The organism is Wenjunlia vitaminophila DSM 41686, from assembly GCF_000380165.1.
Taxonomy (GTDB): Bacteria; Actinomycetota; Actinomycetes; order Streptomycetales; family Streptomycetaceae; genus Wenjunlia; species Wenjunlia vitaminophila.
The window spans coordinates 16916-37752 of record NZ_KB904680.1 but is presented as its reverse complement, the minus strand read 5'-3'; the positions used below and the strand labels follow the sequence as shown (position 1 = coordinate 37752).

The 20837-nt window shown below is 72.7% G+C and carries 18 protein-coding genes and 1 pseudogene; 9 read left to right on the top strand and 10 right to left on the bottom strand.

Features of this window, described 5'->3' with window-relative positions:
* The first annotated feature begins 171 nt into the window (after window positions 1–171).
* Entirely contained in the window at window positions 172–1152 is a 981-nt protein-coding gene (locus A3IG_RS0117075) for a hydroxyacid dehydrogenase (RefSeq protein WP_040911753.1), read from the top strand.
* 85 nt (window positions 1153–1237) lie between these two features.
* Here A3IG_RS0117075 and A3IG_RS0117070 read toward each other — a convergent pair whose 3' ends face one another.
* Entirely contained in the window at window positions 1238–2179 is a 942-nt protein-coding gene (locus A3IG_RS0117070; RefSeq protein ID WP_018384797.1) for an aminoglycoside phosphotransferase family protein, read from the bottom strand.
* 332 nt (window positions 2180–2511) lie between these two features.
* On the opposite strand from A3IG_RS0117070, the gene A3IG_RS0117065 reads away from it, so the two are divergent.
* The 3 genes from A3IG_RS0117065 to pcaB all read left to right on the top strand — a co-directional run bounded on the left by A3IG_RS0117065 (window position 2512) and on the right by pcaB (window position 6894).
* Complete coding sequence (locus tag A3IG_RS0117065) at window positions 2512–4518, top strand: elongation factor G (RefSeq protein WP_018384796.1); 2007 nt, start codon at window positions 2512–2514, stop codon at window positions 4516–4518.
* 114 nt (window positions 4519–4632) lie between these two features.
* Window positions 4633–5343 carry a nucleotidyltransferase domain-containing protein gene (locus A3IG_RS0117060; RefSeq protein WP_018384795.1) on the top strand — a complete coding sequence of 237 codons (711 nt, stop codon included), beginning with the start codon at window positions 4633–4635 and terminating at the stop codon, window positions 5341–5343.
* 126 nt (window positions 5344–5469) lie between these two features.
* Entirely contained in the window at window positions 5470–6894 is a 1425-nt protein-coding gene (pcaB, locus tag A3IG_RS0117055; RefSeq protein WP_018384794.1) for a 3-carboxy-cis,cis-muconate cycloisomerase, read from the top strand.
* A gap of 169 nt (window positions 6895–7063) precedes the next feature.
* On the opposite strand, the gene A3IG_RS0117050 is transcribed toward pcaB, so the two are convergent.
* A complete protein-coding gene (locus A3IG_RS0117050) occupies window positions 7064–8389 on the bottom strand; it encodes a M14 family metallopeptidase (protein WP_018384793.1) in 1326 nt (441 codons plus the stop codon).
* A gap of 423 nt (window positions 8390–8812) precedes the next feature.
* On the opposite strand from A3IG_RS0117050, the pseudogene A3IG_RS0117045 reads away from it, so the two are divergent.
* A pseudogene (locus A3IG_RS0117045) lies at window positions 8813–9400 on the top strand (peptidoglycan recognition protein family protein); the annotation flags it as partial.
* Window positions 9401–9583: 183 nt separating this feature from the next.
* On the opposite strand, the gene A3IG_RS30105 reads toward A3IG_RS0117045, so the two are convergent.
* The 5 genes from A3IG_RS30105 to A3IG_RS0117020 are packed head-to-tail and all read right to left on the bottom strand — an operon-like array spanning window position 9584 to window position 13596.
* On the bottom strand, window positions 9584–10354 hold the full coding sequence (locus A3IG_RS30105) for a copper homeostasis protein CutC (RefSeq protein WP_018384791.1): 771 nt from the start codon (window positions 10352–10354) through the stop codon (window positions 9584–9586).
* A complete protein-coding gene (locus A3IG_RS30100) occupies window positions 10351–11259 on the bottom strand; it encodes an amino acid ABC transporter permease (RefSeq protein WP_018384790.1) in 909 nt (302 codons plus the stop codon). The genes A3IG_RS30105 and A3IG_RS30100 overlap by 4 nt, the downstream gene beginning before the upstream one ends.
* Window positions 11256–11900, bottom strand: a complete 645-nt coding sequence (locus tag A3IG_RS0117030) for an amino acid ABC transporter permease (protein WP_018384789.1) — start codon at window positions 11898–11900, stop codon at window positions 11256–11258. Before A3IG_RS0117030 ends, A3IG_RS30100 begins: the two co-directional genes overlap by 4 nt.
* An 8-nt stretch (window positions 11901–11908) precedes the next feature.
* Window positions 11909–12847, bottom strand: coding sequence for a glutamate ABC transporter substrate-binding protein (locus A3IG_RS0117025; protein ID WP_018384788.1), 939 nt, complete (start codon window positions 12845–12847; stop codon window positions 11909–11911).
* A 17-nt stretch (window positions 12848–12864) separates the two neighbouring features.
* Window positions 12865–13596 (bottom strand): amino acid ABC transporter ATP-binding protein, encoded by a 732-nt coding sequence (locus tag A3IG_RS0117020; RefSeq protein ID WP_018384787.1) that lies wholly within the window; start codon window positions 13594–13596, stop codon window positions 12865–12867.
* Between the two features lie 146 nt (window positions 13597–13742).
* Between A3IG_RS0117020 and A3IG_RS0117015 the strand changes: the two genes are divergently transcribed.
* The 4 genes from A3IG_RS0117015 (at window position 13743) to A3IG_RS0117000 (ending at window position 17888) form a co-directional block, all read left to right on the top strand.
* The gene (locus A3IG_RS0117015; RefSeq protein WP_040911749.1) at window positions 13743–14927 is read left to right on the top strand and encodes an ROK family transcriptional regulator; all 1185 of its coding nucleotides are present in this window, start codon (window positions 13743–13745) and stop codon (window positions 14925–14927) included.
* Complete coding sequence (locus A3IG_RS0117010) at window positions 14924–16450, top strand: M81 family metallopeptidase (protein ID WP_018384785.1); 1527 nt, start codon at window positions 14924–14926, stop codon at window positions 16448–16450. The genes A3IG_RS0117015 and A3IG_RS0117010 overlap by 4 nt, the downstream gene beginning before the upstream one ends.
* A complete protein-coding gene (locus A3IG_RS30095; protein ID WP_018384784.1) occupies window positions 16447–17463 on the top strand; it encodes an ROK family protein in 1017 nt (338 codons plus the stop codon). The genes A3IG_RS0117010 and A3IG_RS30095 overlap by 4 nt, the downstream gene beginning before the upstream one ends.
* Before the next feature lie 155 nt (window positions 17464–17618).
* Window positions 17619–17888 (top strand): DUF4235 domain-containing protein, encoded by a 270-nt coding sequence (locus tag A3IG_RS0117000; RefSeq protein ID WP_018384783.1) that lies wholly within the window; start codon window positions 17619–17621, stop codon window positions 17886–17888.
* A gap of 126 nt (window positions 17889–18014) precedes the next feature.
* Here A3IG_RS0117000 and idi read toward each other — a convergent pair whose 3' ends face one another.
* From idi to galE, 3 genes are all read right to left on the bottom strand, one after another.
* Entirely contained in the window at window positions 18015–18623 is a 609-nt protein-coding gene (gene idi / locus A3IG_RS0116995) for an isopentenyl-diphosphate Delta-isomerase (protein WP_018384782.1), read from the bottom strand.
* 96 nt (window positions 18624–18719) lie between these two features.
* Window positions 18720–19667 carry a cation diffusion facilitator family transporter gene (locus A3IG_RS0116990; protein ID WP_018384781.1) on the bottom strand — a complete coding sequence of 316 codons (948 nt, stop codon included), beginning with the start codon at window positions 19665–19667 and terminating at the stop codon, window positions 18720–18722.
* Between the two features lie 153 nt (window positions 19668–19820).
* Complete coding sequence (galE, locus tag A3IG_RS0116985) at window positions 19821–20804, bottom strand: UDP-glucose 4-epimerase GalE (protein WP_026220350.1); 984 nt, start codon at window positions 20802–20804, stop codon at window positions 19821–19823.
* Window positions 20805–20837 lie beyond the last annotated feature (33 nt).

Below are 20837 nucleotides of genomic sequence, written 5' to 3'. Positions count from 1 at the left end.
TGGCGCCTCGCGCGGGGTGCTGCCGGACGGGGGGAGGAAGCCAACCTCGTCAACTATCCTCTCCGCTGGCTCCACGGCCCGTCGTGGGCCTCGTCGAAGGGAGGGCGCGTGGCCGAGACACCCGGCAGTGGTGAGGGTTCCCGCTCAGGTCGTCCACCGGCCGCGTTGGCCATGAGCCCCGAGGTGGCCGCCGGTCTGTTCACCCCGAACGCCATGGAACGCCTCGCGGGCCTCGTCGAGCTGGTCCACCCGGCCCCGCTCGACGACCTCACCACGCCCACCGCGCGGGCCGCGCTGGAGCGGGTCGACGTGCTGGTCACCGGGTGGGGCTGCCCACTGATCGACGACCGGGCACTGGCCGCCGCGCCACGGCTGCGCGCCGTGGTGCACACCGCGGGCTCGGTGAAGGGCATCGTCGGCGCCGAGTGCTGGCGACGGGGGATCGAGGTCTCCTCGGCCGTCCAGATCAACGCCCTGCCGGTCGCCGAGTACACCCTGGCGGTGATCCTCCTGGCCAACAAGGGCGTCCTGGACGCCAGGGAGCGCTACCGAAGGCTGCGCGGCCCCGCGGACTGGCACGCCGAGCTGGCCGGGTACGGCAACTACCGGCGCACCGTGGGCGTCATCGGGGCGTCCCGGGTGGGGCGCCGGGTGCTTGAGCTGCTCCGGCCGCACGACTTCCAGGTGCTGCTCGCCGACCCCTTCCTGGCGGACGCCGACGCCCAGGCCCTGGGCGCGGAGCCCGTCGGCCTCGACGAGCTGTGCGCACGCAGTGACGTGGTGAGCGTGCACGCCCCGGCGCTGCCGGAGACCCGGCACCTGCTCGACGGCCCCCGACTGGCGCTGATGCGTGACGGCGCGCTGTTGGTCAACACCGCGCGCGGCTCCCTGGTGGACCACGACGCGCTGACCCGCGAGCTGGTCAGCGGGCGGCTGCGGGCCGTCCTGGACGTCACCGAGCCGGAGGTGCTGCCGCCCGACTCCCCCCTGTACGACCTCCCCAACGTGCTGCTCACCCCGCACGTCGCCGGGTCGATGGGCAACGAGCTGCACCGCCTGGCGGATTTCGCGCTGGACGAGCTGCAACGGTGGTGCGGCGGCCTGCCGTTCAGCGCCCCGGTGACCGCGGCGGAGCTGGGCCAGCAGGCGTGAGGCGGCGCCGGGCCGCCTGAGAACGGACGGTGCGGGGGCCGCCGGCCGGCGCGGGCACCCGGGCCTGCCGGCGGCCGCCCACGCACTACGGGGTGCCGGCCGCGCGGCCCAGCAGGGCCGTGGCGATGGCGACCTGGGCGGGTTCGAGGGCGTCCTCGCCGTCCTCGATGTCCCACAGGGCGTTCTGCAGGACGCGGCCGAGGGTCCAGCCGGTCGCCCGCTGCCGGTCCAGGCCCAGCACCTCGGTCAGCAGGTCGAAGCGCCGGAGCACGGCGCGGCTGACGTCGCCGGTCCCCACCACCTCGTCCCACCGGTTGCACAGCGCCGGGAGCAGGTCGAAGCCGGGGTCGCCGGCCAGGGGCTCCGGGTCGATCGCCAGCCAGGGCTCCCGCTCGCCGGCGAGGACGTTGTCGTAGTGCAGGTCCCAGTGGAGCAGGCGGTCGCCGGCCTCGCCGACCAGTTCGGCGACGGAGCGGGCGCAGGTACGCACCAGTCGTCGCTCGGCCGGGTCGCGCAGCTCCACCACGGCGTCCGGCGCCCGCTCCACCATGGCGGCGGCGACGTCGGCCAGGCGGCGCAGACCCGGGGGCGCCGGGACCGCGACCAGGCGGGCCAGCAGCTCCGCGAGGATCTGCAGCGCCGCGGTGTCGTCGGCCACCGACGACAGCGGCCGGTCGGCGTCCAGCCGTTCCAGCAGCACGGTCCCGGTGTCCGGGTCGTGGTCGAGCAGGAGCACCGCGCCGCGGCCGTTCCAGGTCCGCAAGCCCAGTACGGCCCCCGCGTTGTCCTCGGTGACCTGCTGGAGCTTCAGTGCCGCGGGGGTGCCGTCACCGCGGACGACCGGCAGGACCAGCGAGGCCATGCCGTGCCCCGCCGGGCCGTCCGGCCGCAGGGACCAGCGGTCGAGGAACTCCGCGGCCAGCGCCGGCAGGGCGGCGATCCAGGCGCGTCCGGACGCGCCGTTGCTCCTGCTGTACGACGCGGCGAGCGCGTCGGGAACGTCCAGGGAAAACGACGACGTGCCCATGGTGATGCCTCCTTCGTGGGTGCGGGTGTGCGTTCGCGGGGACGAAGGAGTGCGCGGGGGCGCCCGGGGTCCGGGCAGGCGTCAAAGCATCCCCTGAGCCTACCGGTTGCGGACCCCCGGTTCCGCGAGGAGCCGTGCCGGTCGGGTGACTCGCGCACCGGCGGGTTCCCCTGCTCGCCGGCGGAAATGCGTTGACCGCCGCCGACGCCTCTGTTGGACTACGCCGGCACTGATGACCACCCCTGTGAACAGGAGACCGAGGATGCGCACCGCGTTCATGTCCCACCTCGAAGAGAAGCGACCCACCGCCGACTCGAAGGACATGACGCACCGTGCGCACACTGAACCTGGGCATCCTGGCCCATGTTGACGCCGGCAAGACGAGCCTGACCGAACGGCTGCTCCACGTCGCCGGGGTCATCGACGAGGTCGGGCGGGTCGACGACGGCACCACCCGCACCGACACCCTGGCGTTGGAACGGCAACGGGGCATCACCATCAAGTCCGCCGTGGTGTCCTTCGTGACCGAAGGGGTCACGGTCAACCTCATCGACACACCGGGCCACCCGGACTTCATCGCCGAGGTCGAGCGGGTCCTCGGGGTACTCGACGGCGCGGTGCTCGTGGTGTCCGCGGTGGAGGGGGTCCAGGCGCAGACCCGGGTGCTCATGCGGACGCTGCGCCGACTCGGCATCCCGACCCTGCTCTTCGTCAACAAGATCGACAGCAGGGGGGCGGACTGCCGACGCGCCCTGCGGGACCTCGCCGCGAAGCTGACCCCCGGCGTGCTGGCCATGGGGACGGTCCGCGCGGAGGGCACCCGTGGCGCCCGGTGCACCGCGTGGACCGGTGCGGACGCCCACTTCGTCTCCGACCTCCTCGGGGTGCTCTGCGACCACGACGACGCCCTGCTCGCGGCGTACGTCGAGGAGGAGTCCGCGGTGCCGTACCGGCGACTCCGCGCGGAACTCGCGGCGCAGACCGCACGGTCGCTGGTGCACCCGGTGTTCTTCGGTTCGGCGATCACCGGCGCCGGGGTGCGGGACCTGCTCGCCGGTGTCCGGGAGCTGCTGCCGGCGGCCCAGGGGGACCCGCGGGGGCCGGTGGCGGGCACCGTGTTCAAGGTGGAACGAGGACCGGCGGGGGAGCGGATCGCCTGTGTGCGGATGCTCTCCGGCACGGTGCGGGTGCGCGACCGGCTGCGGTTGGGGCGGGGCGGCGCGGGGAAGGTCACCGCGATCAGCGTCTTCGACCGCGGCACGGCCGAGCCTAGGCCGCAGGCGCGGGCCGGAGAGATCGGCAGGCTCTGGGGGCTGGGTGACGTCCGGATCGGCGACACCCTCGGTGCCGAGGGGGAGCCGGCCGCCCCGGCGGGCCGGTTCTTCGCCCCGCCGACACTGGAGACGGCGGTGGTGCCCCGCCGTCCCGGCGACCGGGGTGCCCTGCACGCCGCGCTCACCCAACTGGCGGAGCAGGACCCGTTGATCAACCTGCGCCAGGACGACCAGCGTCAGGAGGTGCACGTCTCGCTCTACGGCGAGGTGCAGAAGGAGGTCATCCAGGCCACGCTGGCTGACGACTTCGGCGTGGACGTCACCTTCCGCCGCACCACGACGATCTGCCGGGAACGGCCGGACGGCACCGGCGAGGCCGTCGAGTTCATCGACAGGGAGCCCAACCCGTTCCTCGCCACCGTCGGCCTGCGGGTGGAACCCGCCCCGGTCGGCACCGGGGTGGACTTCCGTCTCGGCGTCGAGCCGGGGTCGATGCCCTCGGCGTTCTTCACGGCGGTCGAGGAGTCCGTGCGGGCGACGCTGCTCCAGGGCGTCCACGGCTGGGAGGTCACCGACTGCCGGGTCACCATGACCCACGCCGGGTACTGGGCGCGGCAGAGCCACGCCCACGGCACCTTCGACAAGAGCATGTCGAGCACCGCCGGGGACTTCCGGAACCTGACCCCCCTGGTGCTGGTGGACGCGCTGCGGCGGGCCGGGACCACCGTCCACGAGCCGATGCACCGGTTCCACCTGGAGGTCCCGGCGGACGCCCTCGGCGTGGTGCTGCCCGCCCTCGGGCGGCTGCGGGCGGTCCCCGGGACGCCGGAGCCGCGGGGGGAGTCCTACCTGCTCCAGGGACGGGTACCGGCGGCCATGGTGCACGCGCTGGAGCAGCAACTGCCGGGGCTGACCCGTGGCGAAGGGGTCCTTGAGTGCGCGTTCGACCGCTACCAGCCGGTCGTCGGTCCGCCTCCCGCCAGGGACCGCACCGACCACAACCCGCTGGACCGCAAGGAGTACCTGCTGCGCGTGGCGCGGCGGGTGGCCGGGCGGGAGCCGTGAGGGCGGCCGTGACACCGCCGGGTCGGGGCGCACTCCCGGCCCGGCGCCCGTCCGTCCCGGGCGGTGCGGTATTGCGGTGGCGCGGCGGCGCGTGCCCCGACGACGATGGGACGCATGTCGCAGGCACGGTACCTGGTCGAACAGCACACGATCCTGTCGGTGGTCGTCGGCTCCAGGGCGTTCGGACTCGCCCTCGCCACGTCGGACACCGATCGGCGCGGCGTCTACGTCGCTCCGACCGAGGAGTTCTGGAGGCTGGAGAAGCCGCCCCCGCACCTGGACGGCCCGTTGCCCGAGCAGTTCAACTGGGAGGTCGAGCGGTTCTGCGCGCTCGCCCTGGCCGCCAACCCGAACCTGCTGGAGGTCCTGCACAGCCCGCTGGTCGAACGGTGCACGCCGCTCGGAGAGGAGCTCCGCGAGCTGGCCCCCGCGTTCCTCTCCCGCCGCGTCCACCGGACGTACGCGCGCTACGCGCGGGCCCAGTTCGGCAAGGCGCGGGCCCGCCGGGAACGGGAGGGCGAGCCCCGGTGGAAGCACGTCATGCACCTGCTGCGCCTGTTGATCAGCGGTGCCGCGATCCTGGAGAGCGGGGACGTCCAGCTCGACGTCGGGGCGCACCGCGAACGGCTGCTGGCGGTACGTAGGGGTGAGCTGACCTGGGAGGAGGTCCTGGCGTGGCAGGACCTGCTGTCCACCCGTCTGGACGCCGCCCTGGGACACAGCCCGCTGCCGGCGGACCCCGACGTGGCGCGGGTGGACGACTGGCTGGTCTCGGTGCGCCGCCGCTGCCTCGTCGCCGGCGCGGGCAACGACGGCTGCCGCTGACCCGCTGACCCGTCGCGGGACGCGGATCAGGCGGCTGCCCGGGCGGGAACAGCGGCGCACCGGTCCGGCGCGAGGCGTGGCGGGGATGCTGAAACCTCACAACGCCGTTTGAAGGGAAGTGAGGTCATGTCCTCCCACCTACCGGAGACCGATGCCGGGCTGCTGAGCACGGTGTCCGCCGCCACGCCGGTCCACGCCGAGGTCTCCGACCGGGCCTGGCTCCAGGCGATGCTCGACGCCGAGTCGGCGTTGGCCAGGGCGCAGGCCGCACTGGGCAGCGTGCCCGCCGGGGCGGCGGCCACCATCACCGCCGCCGCCAGGGCCGAGAACCTGGACCTGGTGGAGCTCGCCCACCAGGCCCGGGAGGCCGCGAACCCGGTGGTGGCCCTGGTGCGGATGCTCACCGGGGTGGTCGCGGAGACCGACCCCGGGGCGGCCGAGTACGTGCACCGCGGCTCCACCAGTCAGGACATCCTGGACACCGGGGCGGTGCTGGTGGCCTCGCGGGCCCTGCGACTGGTCCTCGCCGACCTGGACCGCGTCGCGGTGGCCCTGGCCGGGCTCGCCGAGCGGTACCGGGACACCCCCATGGTGGGGCGCACGCTGACCCAGCACGCCGTGCCCACCACCTTCGGCCTGAAGGCCGCCGGCTGGCTCCAGGGGGTGAACGACGCCCGGCAGCGCCTGCGGCAGGTCCGCGGGACGCTGCCGGTGCAGATCGGCGGCGCGGCCGGCACCCTCGCCGGATACCTGGAACAGGTTCGCGGGGCGCTGCCGGACGGAATCACGTCCCTGGACGAGTACGCCACCCGGCTCATCGCCGGGTACGCGGCCGAGCTGGGGCTGGCCGAACCCGTGCTGCCCTGGCACACCACCCGCGGCACGTTCGCCGAGCTGGCCGGGGCGCTCGCGGTGGCCGGCGGCGCCCTGGGCAAGATGGCCGTGGACGTGCAGTCCATGACCCGCACCGAGGTCGCCGAGGTCGCCGAGCCAGCCGTCGCCGGACGCGGGGCGTCGTCGGCGATGCCGCAGAAGCGCAACCCGGTGCTGGCCACCATGGTCCGCTCGGCCGCCCTGCAACTGCCGCCGCTGGCCGGGGTGCTCACCTCCTGCATGCTCAACGAGGACGAGCGTTCCGGCGGCGCCTGGCACGCCGAGTGGCAGCCGCTGCGCGAGTGCCTGCGCCTTGCCGGTGGGGCCGCGCACACCGCGGCCGAACTCGCCGAGGGGCTGACCGTCGACAGCGAGCGGATGCGACGCAACCTGGAGCTGACGGAGGGAGCGGTGGTCACCGAGCGCGTCGCCGCGGTGCTCACCCCGCGACTGGGCCGGGCGGAGGCCAGGCAGGTGATGACCCGCCTGGCCGGGGCGCAGGTCGCGCAGGGCCGTCCGCTGGCGGAGTCGCTGGCCATGGCGCCCGAGCTCGCCGGTGGGTTCCCCGCCGGGGAGCTGGCGGGGCTGCTCGACCCGGAGGGCTACCTGGGGGCGGCCGGCGCCCTCGTCGATCGGGCGCTGCGGCACCACCGGCGGCTGACCTCCGGGGACGGCTGAGCCGTTGCGGACGGGACCGGGCCGCCGTCACCGGGCCACGACGGGGCCGGTGGCGGCGACCCGGTCGAGCGGTGCGCGTGTGCCGGGAAGGGGAACGCCCCGCGGGCTGTCACCCAGCCCGCGGGGCGGACGTCCCGGGCCGGCGCGGGGCACCGGCCCGGCGGCGCGGTCAGGAGCAGTACTGGCTCTCCTTGCCGATCACCCGGTAGACGCAGTCCGCGGCCTCGAGCAGCAGGAGCACCGCGGCGCGGTTGCGGCTGGTCTCCCGGCTGATGACCTCGTCGGGCGGGTAGAAGCCGCCGTCCCAGGAGGACGTGGGGTACATCTCGAAGGTGTAGCTGAAGATCCGCTGGCTGCCCCACAGCCAGTCGTCGATCGTTCCGTCGGTGATGTAGAGGTCGCTGGACTGCTCCGGGGTGTAGCCGTTGGTGTTCGCCATCTGCTGGCCCAGGGTGGCGAAGGCGTTGCGGTCGTCCTGGGTCATCCCGGTGTCGGTGTCGGAGTAGGTGTAGCCGTACGGCCACAGCACCAGTTCGCTGTAGGTGTGGAAGTCGATGGCCGCCTTGATCTGCTGGGCGCCGTTGACCACCCGGGTGCGGACGAAGTTGGCGACCGTCTTCACCTCGGGTGCCGACTCCGCGCCCGACCCGCGGTACGTCTCACTGGACGGCGTGCTTGAGGAGCCGCCACAGCAGCCCCACTTGTAGCCCCAGTTGCGGTTCAGGTCCGTGCCGACGGCTGAGCTGCCGCTGTTGGGCTGGCGGTTCTTGCGCCAACTGCGGTAGCTGCCGCTGGCGATGTCGTACTCGCTGCCGTCCGGGTTCATGGTCGGCACGATCCAGATCTCCCGGCTGTCCACGGCGTTCTTGATCCTGCTGTCCGTGGTGTATTTGCTGGTGAGCTCCTTCATCAGGTAGATGGCCATCTCGACGGTGAGGTGCTCCCTGGCGTGCTGCTGGGCGGTGAACAGCACCTCGGGTTCGGCCTCGTCGGTGGCGACGTTGTCGCTGATCTTGATCGCGACGATGTCGCGCTGTTCGTAGGACTTCCCGATGACCCGCTTGCTCATGATGGAGGGGTTGGCCGCGACCAGGTTGTTGATGGCCGAGGTCATCTCCGCGTAGTTGTGGTAGTTCGAGTCGCTGGACGGGAAGTCCATCGGGGTCACGTCGCCGCTGGTCCGGGGGGCCGCGATGGCGGTCAGCTCGTAGCCGAGGGCACGGACCTGCCGCGCCTGCTCGGCGTCGGCCGTGATCACCACGGCGCCGGACTGGACCTCGTCGATGGCCGCGCCCGTCCCGGCCACGCGGGTGCGCTCGGCCGCGGTGTCGGCGCCGTGCACGGTGTACTGCCTCACCTGTTCGGAGGCGGCCTTCGCCGAATCCTGTGGGGAGGAGGACGAGGCGTCCGCCTGGGCGGCGAACGAGGCGGTGAGGGCGAGTGCGAGCAGCGCGGCGGTGGCCGATGCCCGTCGTCCTCGGGTGGCGAGTCGCATGGAACGTCCTTCCGTTCGTGTCGGACGGGACGGTGCGTGCGGGGGCGGTGCCGGAACGGGGTGGGGCGAGCAACGCCCGGACGGCATGGTGCCGCGAGTGGCACAGTGCCCTAGTGGCATGAGCGCGTCAAGACCGCATTCAAGACCCCTGTTCGACGCGCGGCCTCCCGGCCGGTTCCGGCGTTGCGGAGGCGCGCCGCGGCAGCGCGCCAATAAAGGTGCGATAAGACGATGAAAAGCTAATCAATTCGCAAGGTTGTGAAAACGCCGTGGACTTCTCTTCTTTTTGTGGCCGTTTCCTGAAATGCGGTTGCCGTGTTTTCGTGTCGTCATCAATGCTGCTTGACGTGCGTTCACACCGCACCATTGCGGCTGATCGCTGTGGTTCGGATATCAGGTGAGGGCGAACGAAGGGGGAGGGACATGGCCACTCCGCTGACCGCCGGTCGAGTGCTGGACGTGTTGCGGGACGAAGGGCTGAGCGTCGTCGAGTGCCGGGACTGGCGCAACCACAACCGCAACAGCAGAGGCCCCTGGGGCCCGGTGCACGGCGTGATGATCCATCACACCGCGAGCTCGGGCACGGCCAACACCGTGCGGTTCTGCTACGAGGGGTCCCCGGAGCTCCCCGGGCCGCTGTGCCACGGCGTCGTCGCCAAGGACGGCACCATCCACCTCGTCGGCCACGGGCGGGCCAACCACGCCGGCTGGGGGGACGACGACGTGCTCCGCGCGGTCCGGGAGGAGCGCGCCCTGCCGACGGCCAACGAGAACAACACCGACGGCAACCCGCACTTCTACGGGTTCGAGTGCGTCAACCGTGGGGACGGGTCAGATAACTGGCCCGAAGCACAGCTCGACGCGGTGGCGAGGGCCGCTGCCGCGGTGTGCCGGGCCCACGGCTGGACCGAGCGGTCGGTGATCGGTCACCGGGAGTGGACCAACACGAAGATCGACCCCAGGGGCTTCTCCATGACCAGCATGCGCGCCCGGATCGCCCGCCGCCTGGGCACGGACTGAACGGGTCGGGACCGAACGGGCGCGGACCGCACGGGGGCCCGGACGTCATCGGACGGAGCGCCGCCGCGGTCGGGAACGCGATCGGTGAGCCGGTCGACGACGAGCCGGTCACCGAATCGCCCCGGCCCGGCGCCCGCGGGTCCGGGGCGGGGCCGGAGGCGGGGGCGGCCGAGCTCACCCCCGCTGGGTGCACGGGGAGGTGGACCCGCCGACGGCGGCGACGATGGCCCGGATCTCGGTCACGCTGGTCACCCGGCGGGCGAACTCGTCGCCGCGCAGGCGGCCGCCCATCGCCGGGCGGGGGTTGCGGTGGCGCATCGGGCCGTCCTCGGTGGCGCTGGCACTGAAGTGGAGGTCGCAGGCACCGGTGAGGTCCAGGATGCGCCGGGCGTTGTGCCGGGTGACGCCGGCTCCGGGCATGATCCGGATGCGGTTGCCCGCGGCCTCCACCAGTTGGGCCAGGAGGGGTGCGCCCTGCAGCGCCGAGGCTTCCTGACCCGACGTCAGTACCAGGTCCGCTCCCAGTTCGACCAGGGACTCCAGGGCGGCGAACGGGTCCCTGGCCATGTCGAAGGCCCGGTGGAAGGTGACCGAAAGTCCTGCGGCGGCGTCCACCAGCTCGCGACAGATGCCCATGTCGACATCGCCGTCTGCGGTCAGGGCGCCGATGACGACGCCGTGCGCGCCCATGGCGGACGCGGTGGCGATGTCGCTGACCATGGCGCGTACTTCCCGCGCGTCGTAGACGAAGTCCCCGCCGCGCGGCCTGATCAGGACGTTCACCTCGATGCCCGGGGCCGTCTCCAGTGTGGTCCCCAGCAGTCCGGGGCTGGGGGTGAGGCCGCCTTCCAGCAGTGCGCAGCACAGTTCGACCCGGTGCGCTCCGGCGTCCCGGGCGGCCCGGGCGCCTTCCGCGGAGTCGACGCACACCTCGAAGAGCGTCATCGCTCGTCCCCCTGGAGGGAGTCCACGGGGGGCCGGGGCGGTGCCACCGTGGCCGGATCGGTCAGGGCAGGGGGCACCGGCGCCCTCCGCAGGCGTGGTCGGGCGGACGGGTCGCGCCGCTGGAGCTCGCGTCCCAGCTTGGACAGGCTGCCGTTGACCACCAGGTAGACCGCCGCGACCACCAGGAAGGTCTGGATGAGCAGGTGGCTGTAGGTGGCGTAGACCTGCGCGCTGAACAGGAGCTCGTAGTAGCTGACGATGTAGCCGAGCGAGGTGTCCTTGATCAGCCCGACCGACTGGCTGACCAGGGACGGGATGACCCGGCGCAGGGCCTGCGGGAGCAGGATCAGGCGCATCGTCCTGCCGTTGGTCAGGCCCAGGGACAGCCCCGCCTCGCGCTGCCCCCGGTCCAGGGAGAGCAGTCCGGCGCGGAAGATCTCCGCGGTGGAGGCGGCGGTGGACAGGGCCAGCGGGGCCACCAGCTTCCAGTACAGCGACAGGTTGACGCCGTACTGGGGGAGCGCGAATAGCGTGATGTAGATCAGGAGCAGCACCGGGACGGTGCGCATGATCTCGACGTACGCTCCGGCCGCCCACCGCACCGCGCGGCGCGGGGACAGCCGGCCGACCGCGAGGAGCAGCCCCAGGGGCCCCGCGATCGCCGCCGCGCCCGCCGCGGCGAGCAGGCTGTACCAGGCGCCGTTGAGGAGGAAGCGCCAGGTGCCCCACGCGGTGAACGGCTCCCACTTGGCGCTGTCGAGCTGGCCCCGTTCGGCGAAGCGGTGCACGGCGACGGCCAGCAGGGCGAGCCCGGCGATGCCCACGGCGACGCTCAGGATGCGTTGTCTGCGCTGGGCCCGGGGGCCGGGGGCGTCGAACAGGACGGTGGATTCGTGCTGGCTCATCGTACGATCGCCACTTTCCGTTCGATGAGGCCCGTCGTCAGTCCGATGGTCAGGGTGACCGCCATGTAGGCGAGGCCGGCGCCGACGAAGACGGGGATGGGCTGGGCTTCGGCGAGGTTGACCTCGTTGGCGGCGTGGGTGAGTTCGACGACACCGACGGCCGCGGCGAGGGAGGTGTTCATGGTGAGGGCGATGAGCACGTTGCCGATGGGCTGGACCACGGACCGCAGCGCCTGCGGGAGGACGACGTGGCGCAGGGTCTGCGGTGTGGTGAGCCCCAGGGAGCGTGCCGCCTCCGCCTGACCCCTGCCCACGCTGTTGATGCCGCTGCGGATCGCCTCGGCCATGTACGCCGCCTCGTAGAGGGCGAGGACGATCACTGCCGTGGTGAACAGGGGGAAGATCACCCCGACTTCGGGCAGGGCGAAGACGAACAGCAGCAGCCACACCAGCAGCGGGATGTTCTGGAACAGCTCGACGTAGCCGGTGGCGGCGGCGCGCAGCGAGCGGACCGGGCTCACCCGGGCGGCCGCCACCAGCACTCCGATCGCCAGGGACCCGGCGAAGGAGAGCACCATCAGCAGGCAGGTGGACAGCAGCCCGTCGAGTAGTTGGGGGAGGTGTTGGGTGAGTACGGACACCTGGAGGGTCAGTCCTTCGCGGTGTAGACGTCCGGGACGGAGCCGACGACGGGCGGCTCGTGGTCGCCGAGGGAGGCGCCGAAGTTGGCCTTCCAGACCTCGGTCCAGTAACCGTCCTTGATCACCTTCTTGAGCCAGGTGTCGACGAACGCGGCCATGTCGGCCTGGTCCTTGGGGACGCCGATGCCCATGTCACCCTCGGCGAAGGGCTTGCCGACGACCTTCAGCTCCGGGGCGCTGTCGATGCTGCCGGCCAGGGTGATGTTGTCCTGCACGTAGGCCTTGCCGCGTCCCTGCTTGAGGGCCTGGATGCAGGCGGGGTCGCTGTCGAAGGTGAGGATCTTCGCCTTGGGGGCGGCCTTCTTGATGGCGGGGATGGCGGGGGTGTTGGCGCCGGCGATGACGGTCTTGCCGTTGAGGTCGGCGAGGGTGGATATGTCGGTGGCGTCCTTGCGGGTGGCGATCTGGAAGCCGCTGGAGAGGTAGGGGCCGACGAAGGTGACCTGCTCGGCCCGTTCCGGCGTGATGCTGTAGGTCTGGAAGACCACGTCGACGGTGTGGTTCTTCAGCAGTGCCTCCCGGGTCTGGGTGGCGGAGCTGACGATGCGGACCTTGGGCTCACCGAGGATGTAGGTGGCCAACAGGCGGCCCATGTCGGCGTCGAACCCCTCGTACTTGCCGGTGAGCGGGTTCTTCTGGGACAGCAGGGGAGCGTCGGAGGAGCCGCCGACGATCAGGTAGCCGCGCTCGCGGATCCGGTCCATGGTCGAGCCGTCGGGCATGGCGGCGGCGGCAGCCGTCGGAGCGCCCTTGACGTCGGCCGCCGCGGGCTTCTTGTCAGGGCCGGAGGGGCTGGCGGGGGAGGAGCCGCTGCCGCAGCCGGTGAGGACCGTGGCCGTCGCGGCGGCGAGGAGGACGAAGGCGCGGCGGGTGGGGAGGGGGCGCATGGCGGTGTCCTTGTGCGTTAGCTGTGGATGAGGATCTTGGACAGGAAGTCCTGGGCGCGCTGGCTGCGGGGGGCGGAGAAGAACTGCTCGGGAGGTGCCTGCTCGACGATGCGTCCGGCGTCCATGAAGACGACGCGGTCGGCCGCTGAGCGGGCGAAGCCCATCTCGTGGGTGACCACGATCATGGTCATTCCGTCCCTGGCCAGGGACTTCATGACGTCCAGGACCTCGTTGATCATTTCCGGGTCCAGGGCGGAGGTCGGCTCGTCGAAGAGCATGACCTTGGGGTCCATGGCCAGGGACCGGGCGATGGCGACGCGCTGCTGCTGACCGCCGGAGAGCTGCGCCGGGTACTTGGCCGCCTGGGCCCCGACACCCACGCGGTCCAGCAACTCCTGGGCTCGCTGCCGGGCCTGGGCGGGGCGCTGCCGAAGGACCTTGACCGGCCCCAGGGCGACGTTCTCCAGCACCGTCCGGTGGGCGAAGAGGTTGAACTGCTGGAAGACCATGCCGACTTCGGCCCGGATGCGGGCGAGCTGTCTGCCCTCGAGCGGCACGGGCTGGCCCCCGATGGTGACCTCGCCGGAGTCGGGCACCTCGAGCCGGTTGATGCAGCGGCACAGGGTGGACTTGCCCGAGCCCGAGGGGCCGGCGATCACGACCACTTCCGCGGCGCCCACCTCGAGGTCCACGTCGTCCAGGACCAGGTGGCCGCCGTAGGACTTCCGCAGCCCACGGATGCTGACCATGGGGACGCCCGGGCCCGCACCACCCCTTGATCCATCCAGCATCGACAACTCCCATCGATTGAGTCGAGTGACCTGTATGAAAAGTCCAGGTGTCGAACAAAGTCAAGGGGGTCGTTCCGAAAATATTGCTGTGCTATCTATGGGGCATGCACTTTCACGTGGGTCATGTCCCGGACTGGGGGTCCGCCTCGCACCTGCTGCGCCTCGTGGCACGGGGCGAGGCGGAGTCCCGCTCCGACCTGGTGCGTCTGGTGAAGTTGGCGCCCTCGACCGTCTCCGCCCGGGTCGAGTTCCTCCTGGAACGCGGCTACTTGCGTGAGTCGGGCAACGGCCGCTCACACGGCGGGCGCCGCCCCCGGCTGTTGGAGATCCGCACGGACGGCGGCATGCTGCTCGCCGCGGACTTCGGGGCCCGCCACGCGCGGCTCGCGGCCGTTGACGTCGCCGGCGCGGTGCACCTGGTCCAGGAGTACGACTGGGACGTGACCGAGGGGCCGGAGCGCACCGTTGACTGGCTGGTGGAACGGTGCGAGGAGCTGTTGGCGTCACCGTCCATGGGCCAGGTGCCCGCCCGGGGGCTGGGTGTCGGTCTGCCCGGGCCCGTTGACCACCGACGCGGTCAGGTCGTGCTCCCCTCCCGCATGCCCGGATGGCACGGCGCCGCCATCCGGGAGGAGCTCAGCCAGCGGCTCTCCCTCCCCGTCATGGTGGAGAACGACGCCAACCTCATGGCAGTGGGTGAACACCTCACCGCCCGCGCCGACGCCGACCACCTGCTGATCGTGAAGGTCGGCTCCGGCATCGGCTGCGGAGTCATCTCCGCCGGCCGCCTGCACCACGGAGCCATGGGAGCGGCCGGGGACATCAGCCACGTCCGCGTCCCCTCGGCGGGTGACACCTCCTGCGCCTGCGGCAACACCGGCTGCCTCGAGACGGTGGCCAGCGGGGCCGCGATCGCCCGGGGCCTCAACGCCCGCGGCATCAGGGTGGACCGACCCACCGACATAGTTCGACTGGTGGAGGAAGGCAACGTCGAGGCCACCACGCTGGTCCGCGACGCCGGCCGCAGCCTCGGTGAGGTCCTGGCCACCGTCGTGAACTTCTTCAACCCCAACCTGGTGGTCCTGGGCGGGGTGTTGGGCGGTGCGCAGCCACTGCTCGCCGGGGTCCGGGGCGTCATCTACGAGCGGTGCCTCCCGCTGGCCACCGGTTCCCTGGAGATCGACGCCGCGGCCACCGGTCCCAACGCGGGTGTCACCGGTGCCGGACTGATGGTCCTTGAGCACGTCCTGTCCCCGTCCCAGTCCGGAAGTGAGAAGGCCGCACGATGACCAGCCCCCTCGACCGGCCGATCAGCGGCCCGCTGCGCGTCGGCGTCGCCGGGCTGCACATCGAGTGCAGCACCTTCAGCCCGCACACCACCCACGACGAGGACTTCACGGTGCGCCGCGGCCAAGGGCTGCTCGACCTCTTCGACTTCACCAGGCGCGGTGCCGCCGCGTGGGCCGAGCAGGTGGAGTGGGTGCCGTTGGTCCACGCCCGCGCCGTACCGGGAGGGCCCGTCGCCCCCGCCACCTACCAACGGCTGCGCGACGAACTGCTCGACCGGCTCACTGGCGCCGGTCCGCTCGACGGCCTCCTGCTCGACCTGCACGGCGCCATGCACGTGCCCGGCCACGACGACATCGAGGCGGCGCTCGCCGCCGACGTCGCACGCACCGTCGGCGCGGACTGCCTGATCTCCTGCCCGACCGACCTGCACGGCAGCATCACCGAGGCACTGGTGACACAGGTTGACCTGATCACCGCTCACCGCCTCGCCCCCCACGAGGACGAGTGGGAGACCCGGGAGCGCGCCGCCCGCCTGCTGGTCCACTGCCTGCGCACCGGGCAGCGCCCCAGCAAGGCGTGGGTGCGCATCCCCGTGCTGCTCCCCGGCGAGAAGACCAGCACCCAGGTGGAGCCCGGCCGGGGGCTGTACGCCTCACTGGCCGAGGTGGAGGCCGCCCCCGGAGTCCTGGACGCCGCCCTGTGGGTGGGGTACGCCTGGGCGGACGAACCGCGCGGCGCCGCCGCGGCCGTCGTGCTGGGAACCGACGAGCAGGCGGCGGTGACGCACGCCGGCAGGATCGCCGAACGCTACTGGAACGCCCGCGACGAGTTCGTGTTCGTGGGACCCACCGGCACTCCCCAGGAGGCGGTGTCGGCCGCCGTGTCGGCGGTCCGGCGGCCCTTCGTGATCAGCGATTCCGGGGACAACCCCACCGCCGGCGGGGCCGGGGACGTCGCGGGCCTGCTCCAGACGCTGCTCGACGACGCCCGACTCGCCGAAGGCGGGCTGGAGACGATCTACGCCTCGATCGTGGACCCGGAAGCCGTGGCGGAGTGCGTCCGCTCCGGGGCCGGCTCCACCGTGAGGCTGGCGGTCGGCGGGCGGATGGACGTCCTGCACGGCCGACCCGCCGAACTCGTCGGCCGGGTGGACTTCCTCTCCGACAGCGACGCTCCCGGCGGACGCACCGCCGTGGTGACGAGCGGCGGCGTCCACACGATCCTCACCAGCCGACGGCAGCCCTTCCACCACATCGAGGACTTCACCCGGCTGGGCCTCGACCCCTTCGGCGCCGACATCGTCGTGGTCAAGATCGGCTACCTCGAGCCGGAGCTCCGCGCCCTCGCCGCTGACTGGATGATCGCGCTCACCCCCGGGGGCGTCGACCAGGACCTGCTCCGCCTCGGCCACCGACGCCTGGCCAGGCCCCTCCACCCGTTCGACCCGGAGCTGACCGACCCGGACCTGACACCACGTCTCGTGCCACCCAGGAGCGCCGCTCTCCGAGGGGACCGGCCGTGACCGGCCCCCTCCACCTCGGCGCCGACATCGGCGGGACGAAGATCGAAGGGGTCCTGGTGGCAGCGGACGGCACCGTCCTCGCCCACCACCGCGTCCCGACACCGGCGCGGGAGGGGCGGGACGCCGTCCTGGGGGCCCTGCTCACCCTGCTGGCGGAGCTCAGGGGCCACGCGCCGGCGGGGCTCCCCGTGGTCGGCGTCGGGTTGGGCACCCACGGCGTGGTCTCGCACCACGACGGCGTCGTCACCCTCGCCTCCGGAGCGCTGCCGGGCTGGACGGGCACCCCGCTGCGCCGCGCCGTCGAGGAGGAGCTCGGGCTCCCCGTCGTGGTGGACAACGACGTCAACGTCCTGGCCTACGCCGAAATGGCGTTCGGCGCGGGGCAGGGCCACCAGGACCTGCTCTTCGTGACCGTGGGCACCGGGGTGGGCGGCGCCGTCATCACCGACGGGCGGCTCCTGCGGGGCGAGCACGGTTCCGGCGGGGAACTCGGCCACGCGCCGGTGGCCGCCGCCGCCGGGCTGCCCTGTTCCTGCGGCGCCGAGGGGCACCTGGACGCCGTCGCCAGCGGCACGGCCATAGCCAGGGCCTACACCGCCGCCGGGGGGGCGGAGCTGAGCACCTCGCAGATAGCCCGCCGGGCCGCTGAGGGGGACCCCCGTGCCCAGACGGCCCTGGCCGTCGCCGGAAGCGCGCTGGGGGAGGCGGTCGGCGGGCTGGTCAGTGTCCTGGACCCGGCGCTGGTCGTCATCGGCGGGGGAGTGGCCTCGTGCGGCGACCACTGGTGGGAGCCGCTGCGCCGGGGGGTGCGCGCCGCCGCGCTGCCCCTGCTGCGTGACGTTCCGCTCCGCCGCCCCCGGCTCACCCGCGCGGCGGCGGCCAGGGGCGCCGCCGCGCTGGCCGCACGCACGCTCCTCCCCCCGTCATCCCGCCAGGCCCCCGCCACCCCGCGGGCTCCGGCCCGGCCGGAGGCGGCGGAGTCGCCGGGCACGGCCGAGGCCGGCGCGGCGTGACCGGTCCGGTGCCCGCCGCCCCCGGGGTGTGCCCGGCCTGACCAGCGAGCACCCCCGGTGTGCCGACCACCGGGGGCGGGCCGTCCGGCGGACCGGCGGGTTTGTCGGTGTCCGTGCGGGGGCACTTGTTCGCGGCGGTCGCAGGAGGTGTTCCGATGCAGGCGAGCAAGGTTCTCTACAAGCCGGTCGGGGTGGGCCTCGGCGCACTCGGAGGTGCGTTGGCCGGCGTGGCGTTCAACCAGGTCTGGAAGTGGGTGGGGTCCGAGGAGCAGGCTCCCGAGCCCACGGACGAGCGTTCCGCCTGGCGGGAGGTGCTGCTCGCGGCGGCGCTCCACGGGGCCATCTTCGCCGTCGTCCGGGCGGCGGTGCAGCGCGGCGGTGCCACCGGGGTGCGCCGGCTCACCGGTGTGTGGCCGGCCACCTGACCGGCGCGGCGCGACGGTTCCCCACGGCGGGGCCCGACGGTTCCCCACGGGCCGGGGCGCGACGGTTCCCCACGGCCCGTGCGGGCCGCCGCTCCGGTCGGTGGCGGCCCCCACGGTCGGCGCGCTTTACCAGGCAGCCCCGGTGAGGTCCCGGATGGCGGGCAACGCCGCCCGGAGCACCGTGGGGAACCACGCCGAGAACCGCGCCTCCTGCTGGAGCCCGGCCAGCTCCGGGGCGCTGACGAACGCGGTCTCCGCGATCTCGTCCGGGTCCGGGCGGAGCGTCGGGTTGACCCGCCCCACGAACAGGTGGTTGTACTCCTGCTCGACCAGACCGGACAGGGGGTCCGGGTGGTTGTAGCGGACCGTGCCGGCCTCCTCCAGCAGCGACGGGGCCTCCCCGAGTTCCTCCGCGGTGCGCCGGGACGCGGCGACGAAGGGCGGCTCGCCCGGGTACGGGTGGCCGCAGCAGGTGTTGGACCACACCCCGGGGGAGTGGTACTTGCCCAGTGCCCGGCGCTGGATGAGCAGGCGACCCCGGGTGTCGAAGAGGAACACCGAGAAGGCCCGGTGCAACTGCCCGGGGGGCTGGTGGGCGGCGAGTTTCTCCGCGGTGCCGATGGTCGTGCCCTGCTCGTTGACCAGTTCCAGCAGGATCTCACCGGTCGCCCCGTCCGGCCTCGGGTCACCGGAGAGGTCACTGGCGGCGGAGGGGGTGGACGAACAGGTCGGCATGGAAGTCCTTAGCGGGAGACATCGTGCGGCTGACGACGGAAGGTGCGGGAGTGGGATCACCAGCAGTCATAGTCTGCATCACCCGGCGTGCGCGGGTCAGTGGCACAGGCCGGCCTCCCGGGCGGCGTACCCGGCGGGCTCGAGTTGGAAGGTGCAGTGCGCCACGTCGAAGTGGTCGCCGAGGCAGTCCTGGAGGCCGTGCAGCACGTCCTCGTGCCCGCGCTCGGCGAGGGTCCGTTCGTCCACCACCACGTGCGCGGAGAGCACCGGCAGCCCCGAGGTGATGGTCCACACGTGGAGGTCGTGCAGGCCCTGCACCCCGGGCAGGGCCAGCAGGTGGGCCCGGACCTCGGCCATGTCCACGTCCTTGGGGGCGGCCTCGAGCAGCACGTCGAGCGCCTCGCGCAGCAGGTGCCAGGTGCGCGGGATGATCATGGCGGAGATCAACAGGGAGGCGATGGCGTCGGCCCGGGTGAAGCCGGTGGCCATGATCACTGCCGCCGAGAGCACCACCATCAGCGAACCCAGGGCGTCGGAGAGCACCTCCAGGTAGGCGCCGCGCACGTTCAGGCTCTCCTTCTGCCCGCGCGCCAGCAGGGACAGCGCCACGAGGTTGGCGACCAGGCCGACCGAGCCGAACACCACGGTGAGGCCGCCCTCCACCTCCGTCGGCTCGACCAGCCGCCGCACCCCCTCGTAGGCGATGTAGGCCCCCACGGCGATCAGCAGCAGTGCGTTGAGCACGGCGGCCAGGATCTCCGCCCGGGCGTAGCCGAAGGTCCTGCGCTCGGTCGGGGGCCGGTTGGCGATGTGGATCGCCACCAGCGCCATGGTGATGCCGGCCGCGTCGGTGGCCATGTGGCCCGCGTCGGCGAACAGCGCCAGCGACCCGGACAGCGCGCCGCCCACGACCTGGGCGGCCAACGTGGTCAGGGTCAGCGCCAGGGCGATCCGCAGCCGCCCCCGGTGTGCCGAGCCCGCGGTCCCGCGCCCGGCGGCGCCTCCGTGACCATGGCCGTGTCCATGCCCGTGGCCTACGCCCATGGAAACGTTTCCCTCCGGTAGCCGACACCGGCGGGCGCACCGCCCGCAGCCGCCCGGGCGGGCTGGCCAGAGCCCAGTGAACATCGCCGGGAGGTCGCCGGCAACTCAGCACTGACAACGGTTGTCATACCGCTTGACCTGCGGCGATGTCACTCAGGCGGGAAGCGCACGAGACCTGCTCCGCCACCCCTCCCAGGCGGAGCTGATCATGTCCCGCAGTCCGTAGTGGGCGGTCCAGCCGAGCTCCTTGGTGATCAGTTCCGCCGAGCCGACCACCCGCGCGGGGTCCCCGGCCCTTCGGGGCTCCACCACCGGCGCCGGCTCGGTCAGCCCGGTGACCTCACCGATGAGGGTGACCATCTCCCGCACCGACACGCCCTCACCCCGGCCGACGTTCGCGGTCAGCTCCGTGCCGGGACCGGCCTCGACCAGGTGGCGGGCCGCCGCCAGGTGTGCCGACGCGACGTCAGCGACGTGGACGTAGTCCCGCACGCAGGTGCCGTCGGGGGTGGGGTAGTCGTCGCCGAAGATCACCGGCGGCAGCCCGGCGGCGATCCGCTGGAACACCATGGGGACCAGGTTGGACACCCCGGTGTCCGCCAGCTCGGGCGCGGTGGCCCCCGCCACGTTGAAGTACCGCAGCGAGGCCGTCGCCATCCGGTGGGCCCGGCCCACCGAACGGACCAGCCACTCGCCGGCCAGCTTGGTCTCGCCGTACGGGTTCATCGGCACGCACGGCGTCGTCTCGCTGACCAGCTCCACGTCAGGCAGCCCGTACACGGCCGCGGACGAGGAGAACAGGAACCGGTCCACCCCGGCGTCCACCGCCGCCTCGAGCAGCGTCTGGAGGCCCAGCAGGTTCTCCCGGTAGTAGCGGAACGGCTGCTGCACCGACTCCTCCACCTGCTTGCGCGCGGCCAGGTGCACCACTCCGGTCACCCCGTTCCCACGCAGTACCCGGTCCAGCTCCACCCGGTCGAGTACCGAGCCGGTCACCACCGGGACCTGGTCGGGCAGCCGGTTCGCCCGGCCGGAGGACATGTCGTCCAGCACCACCACACGCTCCCCGGCCTCCGTCATCGCTCGGGTCACGTGGGCACCGATGTATCCGGCTCCACCCGTAATCAACCACGTCATGGACCGAACCTTACGGCCCCGGCCACCCCGCCG